The 20,885-nt window shown below is 61.3% G+C and carries 18 protein-coding genes, 1 tRNA gene and 1 pseudogene; 13 read left to right on the top strand and 7 right to left on the bottom strand.

The annotated features are described in order from the left end of the window. The first annotated feature begins 80 nt into the window (after positions 1-80). The 8 genes from murA to BLT60_RS14070 all read left to right on the top strand — a co-directional run bounded on the left by murA (position 81) and on the right by BLT60_RS14070 (position 5,210). Positions 81-1,370 (top strand): UDP-N-acetylglucosamine 1-carboxyvinyltransferase, encoded by a 1,290-nt coding sequence (murA, locus tag BLT60_RS14105; protein WP_090877089.1) that lies wholly within the window; start codon positions 81-83, stop codon positions 1,368-1,370. Positions 1,371-1,472: 102 nt separating this feature from the next. Then, the gene (locus tag BLT60_RS14100; protein ID WP_090877088.1) at positions 1,473-1,931 is read left to right on the top strand and encodes a DUF2948 family protein; all 459 of its coding nucleotides are present in this window, start codon (positions 1,473-1,475) and stop codon (positions 1,929-1,931) included. Positions 1,932-1,946: 15 nt separating this feature from the next. Further along, entirely contained in the window at positions 1,947-3,239 is a 1,293-nt protein-coding gene (gene hisD / locus BLT60_RS14095; RefSeq protein WP_090877087.1) for a histidinol dehydrogenase, read from the top strand. A 12-nt stretch (positions 3,240-3,251) separates the two neighbouring features. After that, the gene (locus BLT60_RS14090) at positions 3,252-3,752 is read left to right on the top strand and encodes a UPF0262 family protein (protein ID WP_090877086.1); all 501 of its coding nucleotides are present in this window, start codon (positions 3,252-3,254) and stop codon (positions 3,750-3,752) included. A gap of 72 nt (positions 3,753-3,824) precedes the next feature. Next, complete coding sequence (gene infA / locus BLT60_RS14085; RefSeq protein ID WP_090877085.1) at positions 3,825-4,043, top strand: translation initiation factor IF-1; 219 nt, start codon at positions 3,825-3,827, stop codon at positions 4,041-4,043. Positions 4,044-4,079: 36 nt separating this feature from the next. Next, positions 4,080-4,703, top strand: coding sequence for a Maf-like protein (locus BLT60_RS14080; RefSeq protein ID WP_090877084.1), 624 nt, complete (start codon positions 4,080-4,082; stop codon positions 4,701-4,703). A 7-nt stretch (positions 4,704-4,710) separates the two neighbouring features. Continuing rightward, positions 4,711-4,935 (top strand): DNA gyrase inhibitor YacG, encoded by a 225-nt coding sequence (gene yacG / locus BLT60_RS14075; RefSeq protein ID WP_090877083.1) that lies wholly within the window; start codon positions 4,711-4,713, stop codon positions 4,933-4,935. A gap of 199 nt (positions 4,936-5,134) precedes the next feature. Further along, positions 5,135-5,210 (top strand) — tRNA-Phe (locus BLT60_RS14070). Between the two features lie 108 nt (positions 5,211-5,318). Here the strand turns inward: BLT60_RS14070 and BLT60_RS14065 are convergent. Further along, positions 5,319-7,505 (bottom strand): hypothetical protein, encoded by a 2,187-nt coding sequence (locus BLT60_RS14065; protein ID WP_139167841.1) that lies wholly within the window; start codon positions 7,503-7,505, stop codon positions 5,319-5,321. A gap of 643 nt (positions 7,506-8,148) precedes the next feature. On the opposite strand from BLT60_RS14065, the gene BLT60_RS14060 reads away from it, so the two are divergent. Continuing rightward, complete coding sequence (locus tag BLT60_RS14060; RefSeq protein ID WP_090877081.1) at positions 8,149-8,601, top strand: NUDIX hydrolase; 453 nt, start codon at positions 8,149-8,151, stop codon at positions 8,599-8,601. Positions 8,602-8,622: 21 nt separating this feature from the next. Here the strand turns inward: BLT60_RS14060 and BLT60_RS14055 are convergent, their stop codons facing one another. The 4 genes from BLT60_RS14055 to BLT60_RS14035 all read right to left on the bottom strand — a co-directional run bounded on the left by BLT60_RS14055 (position 8,623) and on the right by BLT60_RS14035 (position 11,872). Continuing rightward, positions 8,623-9,882 (bottom strand): D-amino acid dehydrogenase, encoded by a 1,260-nt coding sequence (locus tag BLT60_RS14055; RefSeq protein WP_090877080.1) that lies wholly within the window; start codon positions 9,880-9,882, stop codon positions 8,623-8,625. A gap of 28 nt (positions 9,883-9,910) precedes the next feature. Continuing rightward, a complete protein-coding gene (locus BLT60_RS14050; RefSeq protein WP_090877079.1) occupies positions 9,911-10,489 on the bottom strand; it encodes a GreA/GreB family elongation factor in 579 nt (192 codons plus the stop codon). A gap of 237 nt (positions 10,490-10,726) precedes the next feature. Continuing rightward, entirely contained in the window at positions 10,727-11,143 is a 417-nt protein-coding gene (gene rnk / locus BLT60_RS14045; protein ID WP_090877078.1) for a nucleoside diphosphate kinase regulator, read from the bottom strand. Between the two features lie 495 nt (positions 11,144-11,638). Beyond that, on the bottom strand, positions 11,639-11,872 hold the full coding sequence (locus tag BLT60_RS14035; RefSeq protein ID WP_139167844.1) for a helix-turn-helix domain-containing protein: 234 nt from the start codon (positions 11,870-11,872) through the stop codon (positions 11,639-11,641). A 78-nt stretch (positions 11,873-11,950) separates the two neighbouring features. Between BLT60_RS14035 and BLT60_RS14030 the strand changes: the two genes are divergently transcribed. The 3 genes and pseudogenes from BLT60_RS14030 to BLT60_RS14020 all read left to right on the top strand — a co-directional run. Further along, the gene (locus BLT60_RS14030; RefSeq protein ID WP_090877075.1) at positions 11,951-12,451 is read left to right on the top strand and encodes a siphovirus Gp157 family protein; all 501 of its coding nucleotides are present in this window, start codon (positions 11,951-11,953) and stop codon (positions 12,449-12,451) included. Then, on the top strand, positions 12,451-13,566 hold the full coding sequence (locus BLT60_RS24380; protein WP_175478437.1) for a Rad52/Rad22 family DNA repair protein: 1,116 nt from the start codon (positions 12,451-12,453) through the stop codon (positions 13,564-13,566). The genes BLT60_RS14030 and BLT60_RS24380 overlap by 1 nt, the downstream gene beginning before the upstream one ends. 44 nt (positions 13,567-13,610) lie before the next feature. Continuing rightward, a pseudogene (locus BLT60_RS14020) lies at positions 13,611-13,964 on the top strand (integrase core domain-containing protein); the annotation flags it as partial. A gap of 234 nt (positions 13,965-14,198) precedes the next feature. On the opposite strand, the gene BLT60_RS14015 reads toward BLT60_RS14020, so the two are convergent. After that, positions 14,199-15,152, bottom strand: a complete 954-nt coding sequence (locus tag BLT60_RS14015; protein WP_090877074.1) for a glycosyltransferase family 10 domain-containing protein — start codon at positions 15,150-15,152, stop codon at positions 14,199-14,201. 96 nt (positions 15,153-15,248) lie between these two features. Beyond that, positions 15,249-16,019 carry a hypothetical protein gene (locus BLT60_RS14010; protein WP_139167840.1) on the bottom strand — a complete coding sequence of 257 codons (771 nt, stop codon included), beginning with the start codon at positions 16,017-16,019 and terminating at the stop codon, positions 15,249-15,251. Between the two features lie 425 nt (positions 16,020-16,444). Between BLT60_RS14010 and BLT60_RS14005 the strand changes: the two genes are divergently transcribed. Then, on the top strand, positions 16,445-20,842 hold the full coding sequence (locus BLT60_RS14005) for an FkbM family methyltransferase (protein WP_090877072.1): 4,398 nt from the start codon (positions 16,445-16,447) through the stop codon (positions 20,840-20,842). The last annotated feature ends 43 nt before the right edge of the window (positions 20,843-20,885 follow it).

Genomic DNA, 20,885 nt, shown 5'->3' with positions numbered 1-20,885 from the left:
GGTGCGAATCCGCCGGTTTCGGGGTTTTTCGGACAAGCCGGCTTCCTCCAGTGCAGTGACCTTGAAGGGGCGATTTTCTCATGGAGCGGATTCGCATTGTCGGCGGCGCGCCGTTGAACGGGACCATCCCGATCTCGGGCGCCAAGAACGCAACCCTGCCGCTGATGATCGCCAGCCTGCTGACCGACGAGACGCTGGTCCTCGAAAACGTCCCGCACCTGGCCGACGTCGCGCTGCTCAAGCGAATCCTCGGCAACCACGGCGTCGATTGCATGATTCAGGGCAAGCGCGCCGGCCAGAACGGCGCCACGGCCGAGACGATCGAACTGTCGGCGGGCGAGATCGTCGACACCGTCGCGCCATATGAACTCGTCTCCAAGATGCGCGCCAGCTTCTGGGTCATCGGTCCGTTGCTTGCCCGGATGGGCGAGGCGCGGGTGTCGCTGCCCGGCGGCTGCGCCATTGGTACGCGGCCGGTCGATCTCTTCATCATGGCGCTGCGTGAACTCGGCGCCGAGATCGACATCGACGGTGGCTATGTCGTCGCCCGCGCCCCCAAGGGCCTGCGCGGCGGCCGCATCGTCTTTCCGAAGGTGACCGTCGGCGCCACCCATGTCGCGATGATGGCGGCGGTGCTGGCCCGCGGCGAGACGGTGATCGAGAACGCCGCGCGCGAGCCGGAGGTCGTCGACCTTGCCGACTGCCTCATCAAGATGGGTGCCCGGGTTTCCGGCGCCGGCACCACCACGATCCGGGTCACCGGCGTCGACCGGCTGACTGGCGCCCGCCATGCGGTGATGCCCGACCGTATCGAGACGGGCACCTACGCCTTCGCGGTGGCCATGGCCGGCGGCGATGTGCTGCTGGAAGGCGCATCCTCCGCCACCCTCGAGAGGCCGCTCGAACTGCTGGCCGAGGTCGGCGCCGAGGTGACCACCACCAACGAGGGGATCCGCATCCGCCGCAACGGCAGCGGCCTGCACGCGGTCGATGTCAGCACCGAACCCTTCCCCGGCTTCCCGACCGACCTCCAGGCGCAATTGATGGCCCTGGTCTGCCACGCCAAGGGTTCGTCGCATATCCGCGAGACGATCTTCGAGAACCGCTTCATGCACGTTCAGGAGCTGGCCCGGCTTGGCGCCGACATCCATCTCGACGGGCAGATGGCGACGGTCAACGGCGTCGCGCGGCTGAAGGGCGCCGAGGTCATGGCGACCGACCTGCGGGCCTCGATGTCGCTGGTCATTGCCGGGCTCGCCGCCGAGGGCGAGACGATCGTCAACCGCGTCTATCACCTCGATCGCGGCTTCGAGCGGATCGAACAGAAACTTGGCGATTGCGGCGCGACCGTCGAGCGTCTGGCCGGCTGATCGACCGCTGCGGAGCCGCGCCCTGGGGGCCCGCGCTATTGCGTCGCATGGATCGGCGCACTACCTGTGGCTGGTCATTTGAAACCAGCGGAAGACCGCATCATGAGTGAACCCGATTGCCTGAAACTGCTCGCGCTCGACGATGAGGATCTGGCGATCCTCTCTGCCCACGTCCAGGACGCGGTGTTGAAGGTCGGCGACCTCACCTACCTGCCGAGGGAGAGCCGCTTCGCCCTCGTGGTGAACCGCTTCATCTGGGAAAAATGCGACGGCAAGCGCGCCGACTTCGAGCGCCGCCGCACCGCCTTGGTCTTCGACCGGGTGAAGGCGGTGAGCACCAGCCGGCTGCGGCGCGACCGCCCCGACGCGGTGCTCGAACTGCTGGCGATCAGCTTCGAGGCGACCGATGCGCCGGGCGGCACCCTGACGCTGGTCTTCGCCGGCGGCGCGGCCGTGCGGCTCGAGGTCGAGTGCATCGAGACCCGGCTCGCCGATCTCGGCGCGGCCTGGGCGACGTCGAAGAAGCCCGAGCACGATCTGTCCGACCCGGCCCCCGCCTGACGGGGGAGACGGGGGGTGGTCACCAGGCTCAGTCAGTCGGATCCCGGATTCGAGGAGGACTTCCGGGCGCTGCTCGGCGCCAAGCGCGAGGTCTCCGAGGATGTCGAGGCGGTGGCGCGCGGCATCATCGACGACGTGCGCCAGCGCGGCGACGCGGCGCTGATCGCGTATACCAGCAAGTTCGACCGGCTCGATCTGGCGTCCGCGACATTGCGGATATCCGATGACGACTTCGCCGCCGCCGAACGCGACGTGCCGGGCGATGCGCTCGACGCGCTGAAATTCGCCAAGGCCCGGATCGAGGCGTTCCACAGCCGGCAGATGCCCGCCGACGACCGCTATACCGACGACCTCGGCGTGGAACTCGGTCTCCGCTGGACGGCAATCGAGGCGGTTGGCCTCTACGTGCCCGGCGGCACCGCCGCCTATCCGAGTTCCGTCCTGATGAACGCCGTGCCGGCCAAGGTCGCCGGCGTCGAGCGCGTCGTGCTGACCGTGCCGACCCCCGACGGCGTGATCAACCCGCTGGTGCTGGTTGCCGCAAGGCTTGCCGGTGTCGACGAGGTCTATCGCATCGGCGGCGCGCAGGCGGTGGCGGCCCTCGCCTATGGCACGGAAACCATCCGCCCGGTCGCCAAGATCGTCGGGCCCGGCAACGCCTATGTCGCCGCCGCCAAGCGGCTGGTCTTCGGCCAGGTCGGGATCGACATGATCGCCGGCCCGTCGGAGGTGCTGGTGGTCGCCGATGGCGATAACGATCCCGACTGGATCGCCGCCGACCTGCTCGCCCAGGCGGAGCACGACACGGCCGCCCAGTCGATCCTCGTCACCGACTCGCCCGACCTTGCCGATCGCGTCATCGCGGCGGTCGAGCGCCAGTTGACGACGCTGCCGCGCGGCGAGATCGCCGCGGCGAGCTGGCGCGACAACGGCGCGATCATCCTCGTCGGCTCTTTGGCCGCAGCGATGGAGCTTTCGAACCGCCTCGCGCCGGAGCATCTGGAACTCGCGGTCGCCGAGCCCGAGGCGCTGCTGGTGCGCGTCCGCAATGCCGGCTCGGTCTTCCTCGGTCGCCACACGCCCGAGGCGATCGGCGACTATGTCGGCGGCCCCAATCACGTCCTGCCGACCGCCCGCTCGGCGCGCTTCTCCTCCGGCCTGTCGGTGCACGACTTCATCAAGCGGACGACGTTGCTGAAGCTCGGCCCGGAGCAGCTTCGCGCCCTCGGGCCTGCGGCGATCACGCTGGCCGAGACCGAGGGTCTGGGCGCCCATGCCCGATCGGTGTCGATCCGGATGAACCGCTAGAGGCCGGACCGGATGGGCGAGGGGGGCGACGGCGCGAAGGGACGGCTGGTCTCAGTCGACATTGATCCCGCGTCGCTGGCAGGCTCCCGGCCGTTTCTCGAGGCCGAGCGGCTGGTGGCGATGGAGGACCTGATCGCCACCGACAACCGGTTCCTGCCGGTCGGCGGCGCCGGCGCCTACCGGCTGCTGATTTCGCTGGCCAATGGCAAGCTGGTGCTCGACGTCTCCGACGAGGCGGGCGCGCCGGTGGTCCGCCACATACTGTCGCTCAAGCCGCTGTCGCGGGTGGTGCGCGACTATTTCCTCATCTGCCAGACCTACGAGTCGACGGTCGGCACGGTTTCGCCGGCCCGCTTCGAGGCGATCGACATGGGGCGGCGCGGCGTCCACGACGAGGGCGCGACCCTCCTGATGGATCGGCTGGCGGGCAAGATCGACATGGATTTTGCCACCGCGCGCCGGCTCTTCACGCTGGTTTGCGCCCTCAACTGGCGTGACCGCCACGAGGCATGATCCGGTTCACAAAATCCGGACGATCGGCTACTGTCCCCCGCCTTCAGCCACTACCGCCGAACAAGGGACCGCATGGCCAAGGAAGAGATTATCGAATTTCCCGGGGTCGTCTCTGAACTGCTTCCAAACGCGACATTCCGCGTGAAACTTGAAAACGACCACGAGATCGTCGCACATACGGCGGGTCGAATGCGCAAGAATCGCATTCGGGTCCTGGCCGGCGACAAGGTGCTGGTCGAGATGACGCCTTACGACCTGACCAAGGGTCGCATCACCTATCGTTTCAAATAGGCCTGGCCGCCGATCGCCGCCGCCGCAGGACATGACATGCCCGGACGTCTGAAACTGGTTCTCGCGTCGGGTTCGCCGCGCCGTCTCCAACTCCTGAACCAGATCGGCGTCGAGCCGGACCGGCTTATGCCGACCTCCATCGACGAAGCGCCGAAGCGCCACGAGTTGCCGCGCAATCTCGCCAAGCGCCTGGCGCGCGAGAAGGCCGAGGCGGCGCTGGCCATGCTCAAGGACGAGGCCGAACTGGCCAACGCGCTTGTCCTGACCGCCGACACGGTGGTCGGCGTCGGGCGGCGCTGCCTGCCCAAGGCCGAACGGATCGAGGAAGCGGCGACCTGCCTGCGGCTGCTCTCCGGGCGCTCGCACCGGGTCTATACCGGGCTGGTCCTCACCAGCCCCGATGGCCAGATGCGCCAGCGCCTGGTCGAGACCCGCGTCCGCTTCAAGCGGCTGTCGCGCGAGGACCAGGAGAGCTACCTCGCTTCCGGCGAATGGCGCGGCAAGGCCGGCGGCTACGCCGTCCAGGGCCTCGCCGGCGGCTTCGTCATCAAGATGGTCGGCTCCTACACCAACGTCGTCGGGCTGCCTCTCTACGAGGCGATGACGCTGCTCCTCGGCGAGGGCTATCCGATCCATTTCAACTGGCTGAAGGGGAACTGAGGGCGCCATGAGCGGTTCGGCGAGCGACGATTCCCCCAAGAGCGGCGCCGAGGTCGTGCCGCTGCGACCGCGGCGACCCTGCCCGATCTGCGGCGAGCCGTCCGTGCGCGCCACCTTCCCCTTCTGCTCGCGGCGCTGCGCCGACGTCGACCTCAACCGCTGGCTCTCCGGCGCCTACACCATCCCCGCGGCGGAGGGCGACGAGGACGACGACGGCGACATGCCGGCCTGAGCCGGGCAGAGGCCGGATCCTTGCGTTTCTCGAGGCGGAAAGGGCGGCGCGGCAGGCAAGGATCGTGTCCGCAAGGCGCGGCAGATCGTCAACTCGCACGAAGCCGCGTCGAACGATCTGGACACCTCCCGCCGAGTTTCCTATAAGGCGACGCCTTGCCGGCAAATGGTGGCGCATCAGCCGCCGGTTTTCCGGCTCAGCCCAGGTAGCTCAGTTGGTAGAGCAGCGGACTGAAAATCCGCGTGTCGGTGGTTCGAATCCGCCCCTGGGCACCATTTTCCCGAAACTCCGGTGCTGGCAGGACGCTATGCTGTTCTAGTGGCCGCCGCCGGATGGGTCGCGCGCCCGTGCCTGGTGTGGTGCAGACCCGCTGTTTCTCCAGGCTATGGCTTCACGCCAAGCCGCCAATCCTCGATCCGACCTGTCCAGTATCGCTGGGCAACGCCTTTGCCCAGGGTCCAGGATCCGCTGAGAGCCTGGCCTTCGAGCACGCCGACCATGATGTCATCGACGAGCAGCAGATAGCGGCATCCTTCCCGCCCAAGGAACCCCACCTTCGCTGTGCCGTCGTCAACGGTGATCCGTTGCAATTCTTCTCGCCTCGAACCAGCGTGAAGTGTCAGTTTATCCCCTACCTGGAAGACGGAGAGGTTCGGCCCGGTCAATGGCATCGGCGGATAGGTGGCGGAAATCCCACGCTGGGTCGTGACGAATTCGGTCGCGACAACGGAAAACGAAAGGAATGCGTCTTCGCCGGCGCCGATTTCCACCTCCATGGGGATCGAGGATTGCCCGTCGAAGGTCCAGGACGCTCCGTCCACTCCCTCGACCCGATCGGCTGCCTCGGAAAGCGTCCCCGCAAGCAGGTAGGGCTCCTCCAGAGCGGAACATTGGGCGTCGAACATTTTCGAGGCGGTCGGTTCGGCCAGCCTGGGTGTCGTCCCGGCCGGTACCCGATAGGACTCGTCCGGTCCGGTCCAGATCACAAGAGGATGTAGCTCGAAGCCTGATTCTTTGCTTCCCTCCCATGTGTAGGCGAACAGGGGTTTGCGTGCGCTCAGGCCAAGCGGCTTCAACAGTCTGAGGAAGGCACTGCGGCGCCCTTCGTCATGTTCCGCCATCGATGAGCCGGCGATGTTTCGCAACCACTCCGTACTGGCGATTGTGGCTTGCAACGAAGGGCTTCCGGTAAGCTGGCGCAGGCTCGCATTTGTATACAGATTGTTGGGGAGACCGAAGCTCGGACTGCGCCAGGAATAGAGGGCGGCGTCGAGAGGAACCGCGAACAATACCTGGGCGTCTTCAGGCCAATTGGCCGATTCAGAGAGCGCCGTTTCCTGGACCTTCTGAAAGGTCAAGAGTTCGCCACCGAACAAGTCGTGTCGCAGGACGTGAGCTTCGAAGGCAAACAGAATGACCGCTCCGGCCGAAATCAGCTTGAGGGTATCGACGACCGCGACCGGCACCCTGGCTTTCTGCCACGCTTCGACAAAGGCGACCCAGAGAAGAAGGACGACAGCCATCGCGGCCGCGACGAAGGGAGCGACGATGTAGCGGGTTCTGAAGTTATCTGGCGCAACCGCAACGTTCGGACCGAAGGCCAGCGCCGACAAGGCAAGCGACATGAGGGCCATCTGGACCGCAGGCAAGCGTTTGACGGGATGTCCGGCATCGTCATCCGGGAGGGGACGCCGACCGCTTCTGAGCAAGATGAAGAAGGCGATGGCAACCAGCGCGACGACGATGGCACCCACGATCAAGATCGACAAGCCGCTGTGCCATGGCCGTAGCAGGGTCTCGATCGCGTTCGTCAACGAAGGAAGAATATTGTCGACCGATACATTGAGCCGGTCAGAAGCGCCGACGGCCCCGTAGACGCTACGGAACATCCCGCGATGGAGATGGTAGGCCAAGGGAATCGCGGCCAAAACAAGCCTCGCGAGGAACGGAATGACGTTCGTCCGTCCATTGCGACTCGTCAGCGTGAGAATGATCAGCCAGGCCAAGGGGGCAACCGTCGCCAGCGTCAACATCGCCGACGACAGCGCAGCCAACACTGACAAGAGACTCGCCGAGGCCAGCAGGAGATAGTGCCAGATCCCGTTCCGGTGCCAGCCGAGCCAGTAGACATAGAGCGATGTCAGGCCAAGCATGACGCCGAACGTCGGGTGCGTGCCGATGACGTAGAAGGTCTGGTCCGTGAAAGCAGGATAGAGAGCGATCAGAAAGGAGCAGATGATTGAATAGAAAAAGCATCGGGTCGCGGAAGCCAGCGAAAGGGCAATGATGGTTGCGAGTAATCCAATAACGACCAGAGGCAACAATTTGACCAGTAGCAGTGACCCCGAGGATCCAATGATGTTTATCACGTAATGTAAGACTGGTTGAGTGGGGTAAGGTCCCGGCTCATTAATCAGGGATTGGTAAATCCATAAATTGTCATCCCAAAGCAAAAAATCGGAGATCGAATAATCAAGTGAATTTATGGTGGCGAGTATGGTCGCCCCAAAAAAGGTCGCAAACGCCATGACCCAGGTTTTTACGGCCGAGTGATCTTTGTTCGCGAGCAAGTTAAGGTTAGCTCCTCTGGAGCAGGTCCGATGCTGCTACCCTACCGGCGAGGACAGTTACGCGCTAGGGGCACGGTGACATTCGAAGCGAGCGATGCGCGCCGGCGATAGTCAATCGTTACCTGTGACAGGCCTTTGAACGACGACGAGAGCCATGATGGTTATTCGGAAAGTCAGGTACAGCGCATGGTCTGGCTCGTCCTACTCGCGCATGGCGTATCATCCAGGATCGCGCCTGACTGTCGGGCGGCGCCGCAGACGGCGTCCGCGATACGGTCTCCGTTCGATGCCTAATCGCTTGTTTTAATGTCGATTCAAACTAGAATCCGGGCGTTGGGCCGAAACCGCACGGGCGACACCCTTGTTTTTCTACGCGCCTCGCCCGGAACCTTTCTGCCTTTCACCTGCTTGTCTTTTTCTTGCTTCGCAATAGCCACGAAAGACCGCTTGAACAGGTGCCGGTCGCCGTTCAGGTGGAAACCAGGAACACCCTCGCATGCCTCGGACGAGTTCCATAGACAGTCGACACCCCGCCGTTGGCACAGCCGCCGACACGCGGATTTCGGCCATCGAACGCCGCTGGCGCTCGGCGCTTGCCGCTGCGCGGGGTTCGACCGGGGGAACCGACACCTTGTCCGTGGCAATGACCCGCGCGGTTGACGATGCACCGGAGCAATTCGGCGTGCTGCCCTGGCGCATTGGCGCGGGCGGCACCCCCGAGATCCTTCTGATCACGTCGCGGACCCGGCAACGGTGGATAGTACCAAAGGGCGGATTGGTGAAGGGATGCTCGCCGGTCCAGTCCGCCGCGCAGGAAGCGTTCGAGGAGGCGGGTGTCATCGGCGTGTCCGATTCCGAACCGATCGGCTGCTACTGTCACGTCAAGCTTCTCGACGATGGCAGCGAGGAGCCCTGCCGCGTCGTGCTGTTCAGCCTCCGCGTCGAGGGGATGCTGGCCGACTGGCCGGAAAAGGGCCAACGCCAACGCCAGTGGCATGCGGCCGAAGCCGCGGTGCAGGCGATCGACGAGCCGGAACTGGCGCGACTCGTCGAGGTTCTTCGCGTCAAATGGGTGGATTGCGCCCGCGGGCGGTGAGTGCCGCCGATCGCGCGCTGCCTACCGGAGCGGCCGGCGGTCGACGCCCAGGTCTCCCACATCGATCTCGGTCGGTCTGCCGGTGACGAGATCGGCGACGATCCGCCCGGAGCCGCAGGCCATGGTCCAGCCGAGCGTGCCATGTCCGGTATTCAGGTAGAGATTACCGTAGCGGGTCGGCCCGAGCAGCGGCGGCCCGTCCGGCGTCATCGGCCGTAAGCCGCACCAGAAGGTCGACCTGTCCAGGTCGCCGCCGGAGGGAAAGAGATCGCCGACCGAATGGGCGAGCGTCGCGCGGCGACGGTCGTTGAGGTCGAGGTTATAGCCGGACACCTCGGCGGTGCCGCCGACGCGGATGCGGTCGCCAAGACGGGTGATGGCGATCTTGTAGGTCTCGTCCATGACCGTCGACACCGGCGCCGCCGCCGCATCGACGATCGGGAGTGTCAGCGAATAGCCCTTGATCGGATAGACCGGAATCGAGATGCCGATGTCGCGGAGGAGGAGCGGGGAGTAGCTGCCGAGCGCCACGACATAGGCGTCGGCGGTCAGCCGGCCGGCGCCGGTCTCGACACCGGCGATCGCGCCGGAATCGTCGACAATCCGCTCGATCGTCGTCTCGAAAAGGAAGCGAACGCCCGCCGCGCGGCAGCGGGAGGCAAGACGATCGGTGAACATTGCGCAATCCCCGGTCTCGTCGCCGGGAAGGCGAAGGCCGCCGGCGATCCTGTCGCGGACCGGGAGGAGGGCGGGCTCGGCCGCGATGCAGCCGTCCGGGTCAAGCAACTCGAAGGGCACGCCGAACTGCTTAAGCACCGCAATATCGCTCGCGGCGCCAGCCACCTGCTTCCCGGTGCGGAACAGTTGCAGCGTTCCCTGGCTTCGCTCGTCATAGGCGATCCCGGTGTCGGCGCGCAGCGCCTGCAGGCAGTCGCGGCTATACTCGGCGACGCGGACCATGCGCGCCTTGTTGATCGCGTAACGCGCCGACGTGCAGTTGCGCAGCATGCCGGCGATCCACACCCACATGCGCGGATCGAGCTTGGGCCGCAGGAGAAGCGGCCCGTGGTGCATCAGCAGCCACTTGATCGCCTTCAGCGGCACGCCGGGCCCGGCCCATGGCGAAGCGTAGCCGGGGGAGATTTCCCCGGCATTGGCAAAGCTGGTTTCAAGACCGGGGCCAGCCTGGCGATCGACAACCACCACCTCGTGTCCCGCCTCGGCAAGATAGTGGGCGGTGGTCACGCCGATGACGCCGGCCCCGAGTACGATGACTCTCATGTGAGACAATTCCTGTTGAGCACGGACATCAGGCGGCCGACGGGCCCGGACCGCCGTTGCCGGCAGGACCTTTTCTCAGCTTCGCACGGTTCCTGATCACACGCTGCGCCGCAAGATCGATCGCGCCCGACGTGAGCGCCGGGTCGCCCGGCCTGGGCCGGGCGTCGGCAGGGTCGGATTGCTGATTGGCAGGCACGTCGTCCCCCAGGGCGCGGCGCGCCGCCTCGGGTTGGAAGGCGACCTCGACGACATCGATCCGCTCCGGCTGGCGAGGTCCGTCCGGCGTTGCCTGCTGCCCCTCGGCCATGCCGAGCAGGGCAAGGCCGCGCGGGATCAGGATCGGGATCGTCACGCCGATGAGGTCGTTCTCGCGGGCATGAACCACGACGCGCGTCTCGGCCGGCCCGTCATTGACGCGAAACACGACGCGGCTGTTCAGGGTGACGACGCGGGGATCGATGTCTTCGGGAAAGACCACTTCGGCGGCGGAAAGCTTGTCGCGGATCAACGGCAGGATCGGATTGCCGAAAAGGTCGGTCCGTTCGAGCTGGGATTGCAGGATGGAGAAGTCTCTTGTCGTCAGCAGGCAGCGGTCTGGCGGGCGCATGGCGTGTCTCCTGCCCGGACGGAGGAAATCCGTCAGGGCTCTCGAAAGGATTCGGGAATGTCGAGAGACCCCGGCCCTGGCGCGGAAAGCGCCGGAGCCAGGGTCAGGTGCCTGCGACGGAAAGGCCCGCGCGATATTGCCGACGACGGCAGGCGAAAGCCGCCCCGATCGTCCGGACATGGTCCGGATCGTCGTTCGCCGTCGTGGTGCGGAAGGGCGTCAACAAGTCGTCACCGATCAGGCCGGGACGGCGGGCTGTTCGACGGCGAGAACGGTCAGAAGCTGCTCGCGCCCGTCGCGGGTGACCCAGGTGATCGATTGGCCGGCCGACAGGCCGATCAGTGCCGTGCCGATCGGCGTCAGCACCGAGATCCTGTCCTGCGCGATGTCGGCTTCGCCCGGGTAGACGAGTGTCACCCGGCGGCGACGGCGTCCGTCATCGGTCTCGAAGGCAACCTCCGATCCCATCCGCACGACGGACGTCGGAAGCTCGGAATCGGCGACGACGGTGGCGCGCTCGATCTCTTCGATGAGGTCTTCGGCGAGCTCCGGTGCGCGCTGCAGCGCGCCATTGGCGAGACTGAGCAGCTTGTCGCTCTCGATGTCGCTGACGAAGATCTCGGGCTCCCGGATAGGGGATGTCTGAATGTGCATTTTGTAGCCTGTGAAGTGGGGTGCTGTGCGACCTGAGGCTCGACCGGCGCGCTGAAGGCGCGGCCATGGAGTGTGGTCGGGCAGGATCGGTTGTGATGAATTCTTAGATGCAAGGCCCCGACACGGCGGGGCCAGATGGCAGCCGCGTCGGGCTAGGTTCCCGCGATCGGAAATTTCCGGCGGAGGAGCGTCTTCTGCGCGTGAGCCTTCGTCATCATCAGTGATATGTCGGGTGCCCGGAGCAGCTTGTCAAGGAGCGTCACCCGAGGCGCGGCGATCGAGCGGAAATTTGGGAGCGGGAGAGCTGCATTCCGGAAGAAAGAAACGGCCCCAATACACGGGAGGTGGCCCATAGGCGAAGTCAAAAAAATGTTTCTTTGCATGGCTTTAAGGGATGTTGGCTTCGTTCTGCCAAAACGCTGCCTTGGCCTAAGAATAGCCGCGTGTGCCACAGTTTGGTTCGGTCGGCGCCCGACGATGCTTCTCTAGCTCCTTTTAGCTAGATGGCTTGCATAAACGCACGCCAAAGCCGCCACCGTTTTCGTCGATGAACGTCACACCCGCCGACTCCAAGACGGATTGGAGCAGAGCAACAATCTCTGTTGATACAAGTCGCCTCGACCTTTCGAAATCGACAACCGTTGATAGGCCGACGTTTGCTGCCTTCGCCAGTTGAGGTTGGGTCATACCGATGAGCGCTCGAGCCGCCTTGCACTGGATAGGTAACATCATTTCAACATAAAATATTGACAAGCATTGCCGGACTCCAATATCAATAAAAAATGTTGATCAACGGGAGTATTCGTCATGGCCTACCTTCCTAACTCGCTCGCCACGTACTGCTCGATTCGAGACCGGATCATAGCGCTGGAGGCGGATATCGACGAAGAGACTTTGGCGGACACGCTTGAGGGGTTGACCGACCTCCACGAGGTCGTGGCGGCCTTAGTCCGGTCGGCGCTGGTCGATGAGGCCTTGGCCGAGGGGCTGAAAGGACATATCGGTGTCCTGAAGGAACGACTGGACCGGCTCAACGATCGCGCGAAGAAGCGGCGTGAGATCGCCCGCGACGTCATGGTCGAAGTCGACATCAAGAAGATCGCAGCGCCTGACTTCACGGTGTCGATGCGATCGGGATCGCCGGCCCTAGTGGTGATCGATGAAGGCACCATACCCGCGGCTTACTGGATACCGCGCGATCCCCGTCTCGATCGCTCTGGACTTCTCGGCGACCTCAAGAACGGGAAAACTGTCATTGGAGCCACGCTCTCGAATCCCGAGCCAGTAATCAGCGTGAGGGTCAGGTGATGGGGTTCACCGACAAACAGGTGCGGGCTCTTGCCCGAGGCGTTCCGGCCCGTGCCGTCCGTTCTCGACTGCGTGCAGGGCGGGAGCTCTCATACATCGAGGGCTGGTATGTCATCTCGCAGGCCAACCGGATCTTCGGCTTCGATGGATGGGATCGCGAGACGGTCGAGACCAAGTGCGTCATGGTCCGTGAGGCCCGAGGAACGGTGACAACGATCTACGCCGCTCGGGTGAGAATCACGGTGCGGACAGAGGAGTCCGTCATCGTCCGCGATGGTCACGGCACCGGAGAAGCGCACGGCGAGTCCGCCGGCGAAGTACATGATCGCGCTCTCAAGGCGGCGGAGACCGATGCCACCAAGCGAGCACTCGCCACGTTTGGCAAAGCGTTTGGACTGGAACTCTACGCCGGTGGGCGACGAGCCACCCGCCCGGTCGTGCGAGACGAACCCGAATTAGCGACAACGAAGCTGGCTAACGCGACTGGGGGCGTCCCATTACCCTCAGAACGCTACAATGGCGCCAAACTGCAGGACGGTGGACTTGAGCAGTCAGTTCCGCCGGAGGAACGAACATCTCCAGTCGCGCCAGATGCGGTGGCCAAAGCAGCATCGGGCGAACTCGCGTGCGCAGTCGCCACCTCCTCAGTCGAAAACCGCGTCGGTCCCAATCCACCGGTACCGACATACGGAGCGTCGGGCCGCGGCCGCATCGAAAAGGCCGCCCTCACCTTCCCGGAACCGCATCGGATCCGCGACAAGGATCATCTGCGTTTCGTCGCATCGCAGCCTTGCTTACTCTGCAGCACGACGCCCTCGGATGCCCACCATGTTCGCTTTGCCCAGCCGAGGGCAATGTCCCGCAAGGTCGGTGACGACTTCACCGTTCCGCTCTGTCGCAAGCATCACCGCGACCTTCACCACTTTGGCAACGAAGCAGCCTTCTGGCACGATATGGGCATTGACCCGCTCGGGATTGCCGGAGACCTGTGGGAGGAGACTGAACGGCAGCGATCTCGGTCCACAGGAGCAGATCAAGGAGCGAAGGGCCAAGCGGTCAGGTCCGCGCTATCGCCAGCGAGAGCTCGCGGCAGTAATCGTCCTAGATGCGGATGATGTCGTCTTCGCCGAGATAGTCGCCATACTTGACCTCGATGAGCGTCCAGACGCTCGAACGGGTCTGCGGCCGAATTGGGTATCCGAACAGCATCCGGGTCGACAACGGCGGCGAGTTCATCTCCCGGGACCTCGATCTGTGGGCCTACCAGCGAGGTGTCACGCTCGACTCCTCACGACCAGGCAAGCCCACCGATAACGCCTTCATCGAAGCGTTCAACGGTCGTTTCCGAGCGGAATGCCTGAACGTTCATTGGTTCCTGAGCCTTGCAGATGCGCAGAAAAAATTGGAGGATTGGCGCAAGTACTACAATGAGGAGCGCCCGCACGGCGCAATCGGCAACAAGACGCCGATTATGTTGCTGAATCACGATGGCGCCGCCAGCCCGCCATCATGACAAGAGCGGAGAACTCTACCTGCCGGCGATCCAAAGTTCGGCCACATTGCAGGAGCCGGAAAACTCCAGACACCGGCGGTCCAAACTTCGGGCTCAGCGCACAAAGGGCCGGACTCCAAATCTCCGTGGAGGAAAACCTCAGGGGCAGGTCAGCTGGACACGTGGGCATGCGCATGCCCCTCGGTTGTCGGACTTGAGCCGCCGGGCCGGAGTACATGAACTTAAGAATGCTGCTCACCCGAAAATCATCTGAATCTTGGCAGCAAAGAACCGGATCCGTTCATGGCGGATGTTATTCGGTGAAAAATTTTTAAGTATCATACTCCAATCTTTTCTCCCAGATCTCACATATTCTTTTACGTCAGCCTTCCCGAGCGATTTAATATAGTCGCCGATTTGTTCAAATGACTCAAATTGCGAAGCGTCGATAAAAGATCTATTGCTGATAATTTCTTCAATGCCGCTATTGCCGCCGAAATATATGGGTACGCAACCGCATTCAATCGCGTTCCAGATTTTTTCAGTAACGTAGTATTTCGTATTTGTGTTCTCCAATGCCAAGTTAAACGAATATCGAGAAAGAATTTTTCGCTTGATAGATTGCCAGTCTCCGGTTCTGCCCGCTTCGGTGACACCGAGATGCTTCGGATACCCGGGGCCGTATAATTCAAATCCGAGGTTATCTCGCAAATACAAAGCGAGATTTTGCCTAATAATATTAAGATCAACAAATTCTCCCGAAGGAGTGTACTCCTCAAAATAGCTTCGATAGGTTCCCATAAAGACGCCGGGAGCCCGCCCATAAGAGTTTTCTATGTCCAATTTTGTAAAAGGGAAATAAAAAAGAGGAGTCGTAAAAACATCCCCTGTGTAAACATTCATAATATGGACTTTATCACTTAAGTGCGGGACGCTAATAATACTATTTCTGGAGGTGTTGTAACGCGGTTCGTGGGTCCATACTAGAAAATGTCCCTTGAAGCCGGCTTTTGCGCAATCAAACAGGCCGTTTATTGTAGTAGAAACTGCTAGGTCTGCATCGGTGACCTTCGTTGCGAAGGCCAATTCGAGGCTGTAGTCACTCAGACACGCATTAATTGAATTGATGGTTTCCGCGCGGAGTACGGGAACACTTGCCGCCGACGGCAGGGCGACCCTAATCGTTCGGACGGAGTGGGTTGTGACCATTGATCGATCCGTAGTGCTTCGCTGCCCGAAAACGCAAACAACCCGGATCGCTTCCGGCGAGTGATTCGTTATGCCAAGGGCAGAACCGTGAGGATATTAGTAGTCCATCGTTCCTATATAGACGTCGGAACGATGCGCTAGATTGGGGCGGTCGATCGGTGTTGGGAAGACGGCGCGGCAATCCTCGAATTGGTAGGCTTCCCGCAATACGAATGTCGCTTCAAAAAACTGGGGAAATGGTACGCCACCGACAACAGCAAAGCCTCCAGCGGAATTGCCGTGAACGTGAACGCACTGGTGTGTTTTTATCAGCGTGCCCAGCGCCTCTTCGGCAACCTGCCGCCAAGCCATATCAACAAAGTGGCTAACGTGGTGAAACTCGATGGCAAACTGCTTCACGGCTAACAAGTCCTCCGTCAAGGCGGACCGCAGAATCTGCCATTCACTTCCTCCAATATCCATCTTGCAGACGGTATGCGCCGCGGCACCTTTCTCAGTTTGTAACGCTTGTCCCAGGGTCACGCCCTCGTCGGCTTCATTCCCCGCCACGAATTTCTGGCGCCGGAATTCAAAATTTCCATGAGATGCGGGAGGGCCTGCCAACGTGTGATCGAATTGAAGGACCTGAATTCCCTTGCGCGCAATCTCAAGATCCCAAGAGACATCTCTCCCGATGCCAGCCGATATTGCAGTGGTGATCCCACTGAAGTCGTCCAGCATGACATAGCCGCCATCGCCGAGTGAACCGACACGCTTCTTATCGTAGCCCGCTACCGATTTCGGTTTCAGTAGGCGGAGAAAATCGCGGAAAGGCGCGCCGAGTTCCGGGGAGAAGTCCTGTGCGGGAGAGCATGGCTTCGAAGCCACGCCACGCGGCGCGGACTCAGTTCGGCTGCGAGACGGCCTCCCACCCTTTTTATACTGTCGGAATCGCGATTTCAGGGCCGAAACCGACTTCTCGTTCCTTTTTATCCGTCCCCGCAGGGCCTTGACCCGTTTGCGGAGTCGATCGCTTCTTCTGAAAAAAAGACCCATGTGATAGGCACCCTAAACTGGCAGAAAATGTTTTGAGTGTCGCTCGTAACTGTGGTTGATGAGGCGCGTGACAAGGCAGCTTCATCGCATCAAAGGCCTTGCCGTAGCGGACCACCATAAAGTCTCTACGACTCGGCTAGCAAGGGGAAGCCGGGGTGCGCTGAGGGGGCGCGAGTCGTCGCTGCTTCATCGCTGGATCGAAGAGGCGGGACGACTTTGTTGGGGAGCGCTTCCGAACTCGGAGAGTAACGATATTTATGAAGATTGCTTTTTTTCCTCCGTTCCGTGACGCGGCAACTCTGACCAATCATTTTTACCGGTTGCACTGGTATCTTTATCCTTTCGCCAGCCACGTCACACAGATCACCTTGCTTCACGAGAAAGATGCCGGTGCAGTCGGCGTAATGCCTGACTTTTTCGACAGCGAGGTTGCGTCGCTCGTCGGAAAGTTGCCTGTGTCGCTGGTGCCAATGGAAGGAGCGAAAGAGAACCTCGAGGCGGCACTTTCGACGGCCGACATCATTTTGGTTTGGTCGAGCGACGCGCTAGGCAAACACAAAAAATTGGGTCGCGAAAAGAAAATATTTCGCATCGATCACGACAACGATCTTTTTGCGGCATCGCATTACTTACGGATCGCGACTTTGTTCGTAGAAAATCAGGCCAACGATGTCGAAGTATCAAAGACGATATTCGAGGAAATTACCAGATTATGCTCTTCCGATGTCGGGTACATTTTCGGCACTGGACCAAATTTGGCCCAAACAGAAGGACACGATTTCGCTGATGGCGTATCTATCGCGTGTAATAGCATGGTCCGCAATCGGCCTCTCTTGGAGCGACTGCGCCCGCCCCTCTTCGTAGTCGGCGATCCGATTTTCCATGCCGGGTGCTCGTCGTATGCTGCTAAATTTCGAGCAGAGTTAGTTGAGGCGATGGACCGGTACGGTTCATTCCTCATTGTCCCGTTGCGCGACTATCACATCTACAAGACCTATCTTCCGGCGCGTTTCAGCGGCCGGATCGCCGCGCTGCCGTTCAAGACGCAGGACCTACCGAACTTGGATCTGCGTCAAGAGTATTGTGTGACCAGCACTGCAAATGTCCTTACCCTGTTCCTAATCCCCTTGGCTGCCACTTTCTTTAAGGAAATACGGATTTCCGGCTGCGACGGGAAGAGGTTCGCAGAGAACAAGTATTTCTGGGGGCATGACAAGGCGTCGCAAATCAATGAGGAAATGGATCGTATCCAGAACGCGCATCCATCCTTCTTTACGGTCAGCTATGACGACTATTACAAGACACACTGCCAAGTGCTCGAGAGGTGGCTCAAAGAGGTCGAGGCGCGGGGCATTCAAGTGTGCAATATGACTCAGAGCTATATTCCCGCTCTCGTTAAAAGAAGTATTGACAAATACGCAGACAGCGACGTTCCACGCGTGTCTATCATCATGCCGGCGAAAAATGTAGAGCAATACATAGACGAGGCCGTCGAATCGATCTTGAAGCAAGGCTTCGGTGACTTCGAGGTCTTGGCGATCGACGACGCTTCGACTGATGGCACATTGGCAAAGCTCGAAGCCTGGGCGATGGTTGATTATCGCGTAAGAGTTCTTTCGAACCAGCGCTCTCCCGGCGTATCCGGCGCCCGCAACACCGGACTCGATGCTGCCCGCGGCGAGTATATAGCCTTCCTCGATGGCGACGACACTTGGTTACCCCATGCGCTCGAGTCGCAAGTTCAGGCACTGGCCGCAGAAAACGCTGCGACGTTCGTTCACGGCAAGACAAGGATTATGGACGAGACCCTGTCTACGGTCATCCAGGAACTCGCTACACGGCGGACGGTGACCTTCGACGACGCAGATCACAACCCCACACATCTGAACGCCTGTCTTATACCCGGCGCCCTTATCGGCGGCTTACGTTTTGATGAGGACAGGCAATACGGTGAGGACTGGTTGTTCGTCGCACGCTTGCTGAGAACCGGCGCAACCTCGAAATACCAAGATCGCACTCTAGCCACCTACCGGGTCCGAAAGGGGTCGGCGACGACGAACGACATCCTCACCCATGAACGCGCCCTGGTGTCGGTCGTCAACTGGATCTTCGATCCGTGCCAAGATGAGAGTGTGCATCCTGACTTCCGGTCCGGACTTCGCGGCTCGGATCGCGACCGCGTTCTTGGTCAGCGAAAGCTCAAGGCGCTTGGCGATGCCGTGATCCTCGTTCGCGTCTCGGAAGCAAGGACCCTTCTCGGTGAATTGAAGAATGAGGGACTCTTAGAGGCGGCAAGCTTCAAACCTAACGACCGATATTTCGACCTGTCGATTAGACGACTCCTGGGCGTGTCGATATCGGACGCACCCCAAAAGACGCGGCCCAACCGTGACGAGATGGCCAAACTGATTAAATCGATCGAACTCGATCGGCTTGCGCCAGCATTTGTACGGTCGCTCTGGGAAGCTGTCCACGGTGAGGATTGGCGCACGGGGGCCCGGATTGAAAAGAAGACCGCGTCATTGGAGAGCATTGAATTCCAAAAAAAGGATGACGTGCAACTTGACGAGGTCAGGCTGATATTCGACCTGATCGGACCGACCCGCCCAGATGGCGTAATGATCGATGTCGGTGCCCATTTCGGCGGTTCTCTAGGGCGCTTTGCCCGCATCGGTTGGACCATTTACGGTTTCGAGCCGGATCCGGCGAACCGATCGAAGCTTTTGGAAGCTTATGGCTCGAGTTCCAATATCATCCTGTCCGAGGAAGCGGTTTCCGACAGTACCGGCGAAGAAGTTCCATTCTTTGCGTCGGAAGAAAGCACGGGCATCAGTGGCTTGTCCGCCTTCCGCGACACCCATCACGAAGTGGCGCGCGTCAAGACCGTCACGCTGGACGATGTCGCCGCCCGTCATCAACTCAGCCATGTCGACTTCCTCAAGATCGATGTCGAAGGCTTCGAGATGGCCGTTCTACGCGGTCTCGATTTTGGCAAGCTGGCGCCGGACATCGTGCTCGCGGAATTCGAGGACGGAAAGACAAAGGACCATGGCTACACCGTTGTCGACCTCTGCGCCTTTTTCGGCGAGCGTGGCTATGTCGTCTATATCAGCGAGTGGTATCCGATCCAGCAATATGGAGTGACCCACAGCTTCCGACGGCTTCGCCGATACCCTTGCGACATTCCGGCCGACGCGTGGGGCAACCTGCTGGCATTTCGCACCGATCCGTCCCCGGAGACCCTGACGCGTGCGTACCAACACGGTGTCGGAAGACCGCTCGTCACCCGGCGGAAGAAGAGATCTGCAAAGGGCCGCAATAAGGTTCCGACGAAACGCTTTGCATCCGACAAGACAGTGGCCAAGCGGTCGCGGCGGGGGCCTCTCGCAAATTTCGTTCGGTCCATGCCGATCTCCACGGCAGCCATCGTCGCTTCGCTGGCCTTTCTTCTCGTCACCATCCTCTTGCCCAGTCGCGCCGGCGCTGCGGCATTCGTCGAGCTCGGACCGTGGGTCGTGGCCGCTGTCATCGGTCTCGTTGCCTATGAGCACCTCCGCCGCCGGATGCGGAAGCAGGCGTTCAGTATGAGACGGCAGTCCATCCGTCGTGCCGCCCGCCAGAAGCAGGAGATTCGCAAGGTTAGGAATTCGCTTCGGGCGGTCAGGAAGAGCGACCGGAAGCGTTGGCAGGCGTCACGCGAGAAGATCGCTTCGATGAAAACCGAGAGCGGCGCTTTGAGGAAGGCCATCGCGGAAGGCACGACCGCGCGGGGTCGCCTGGAGCGGCAGGTCGAGGCCCTGACAAGAGGGCTCGACAAGATCGAGAAGCAAGAACTGCCGGCGTCAAGCAAGGCGGCTGCCTTCCTCCACGAGCGGGTCGTTGCAGGCGAAAGACAGATCGAGGCCATCCGCTATCCCGACGCACCAGCCTGCATCGTCTTCCTCGGCCACCACAAGTGTGGTTCGCGTTTCTTTCGGAAAGAAGTCTTTGGACGAGTGTCCGAAATGACGGGCGCCAAAATTCGAGAATACAAGATCGCCAACCCGCCTTTCCACTATTCCCGGATGGACGATCTCGACCTCTGCAACATGGACTTCGACAATATTGGTGCCGTCGGTCGCGATGTCGTGTTGTTCGCGAATGCGTCCGCCCGGTCGCTGGAGAAGCTTCGGGAGGTCGCACTTGACTGGAAAGCCATCCGAGTCGTGCGAGATCCTAGACAGGTTCTCGTCTCGGACTACTTCCATCACAAGAGCGATCACTCGACCGAGTCATCCCTCGGGTGGGTCTGGGATACGCTGAAGCGCGACAAGCCGATTCTCCTGAAATTGCCGAAGGAAGAGGGGCTTCTCTACGAACTCGACCACATCACGAAAGAGGTCATTGAGGATGAGATTCTTGGGCCATTCGACGACGAGAGGATCCTGACCCTGAAGCTCGAGGAGTTCGCCGCCGCGCCGCGCCTTCACCTGGTGCGAATTTCGGAATTTCTCGAAATCGCCGACATTGCCGGCATTGATCTTGGCAATACGTTCGCTAACGGGAACAGCGGCTACTGGGGCGACCATTTCACGCCGAAGCTGAAGGCTGTCTTCAAGGAACGCTATGGCCAGGCGCTGATCGACCTTGGCTACGAGCGGGACATGGACTGGTAGCCCGGCATCGTTGACGCTGAATGCATCCCATGGGGCCTGCTTT

The sequence above is a fragment of the Bauldia litoralis genome (assembly GCF_900104485.1).
Lineage (GTDB): Bacteria > Pseudomonadota > Alphaproteobacteria > Rhizobiales > Kaistiaceae > Bauldia > Bauldia litoralis.
Note: the sequence above shows the minus strand (reverse complement) of the source record. Positions and strands in the feature narration are given on the sequence as shown.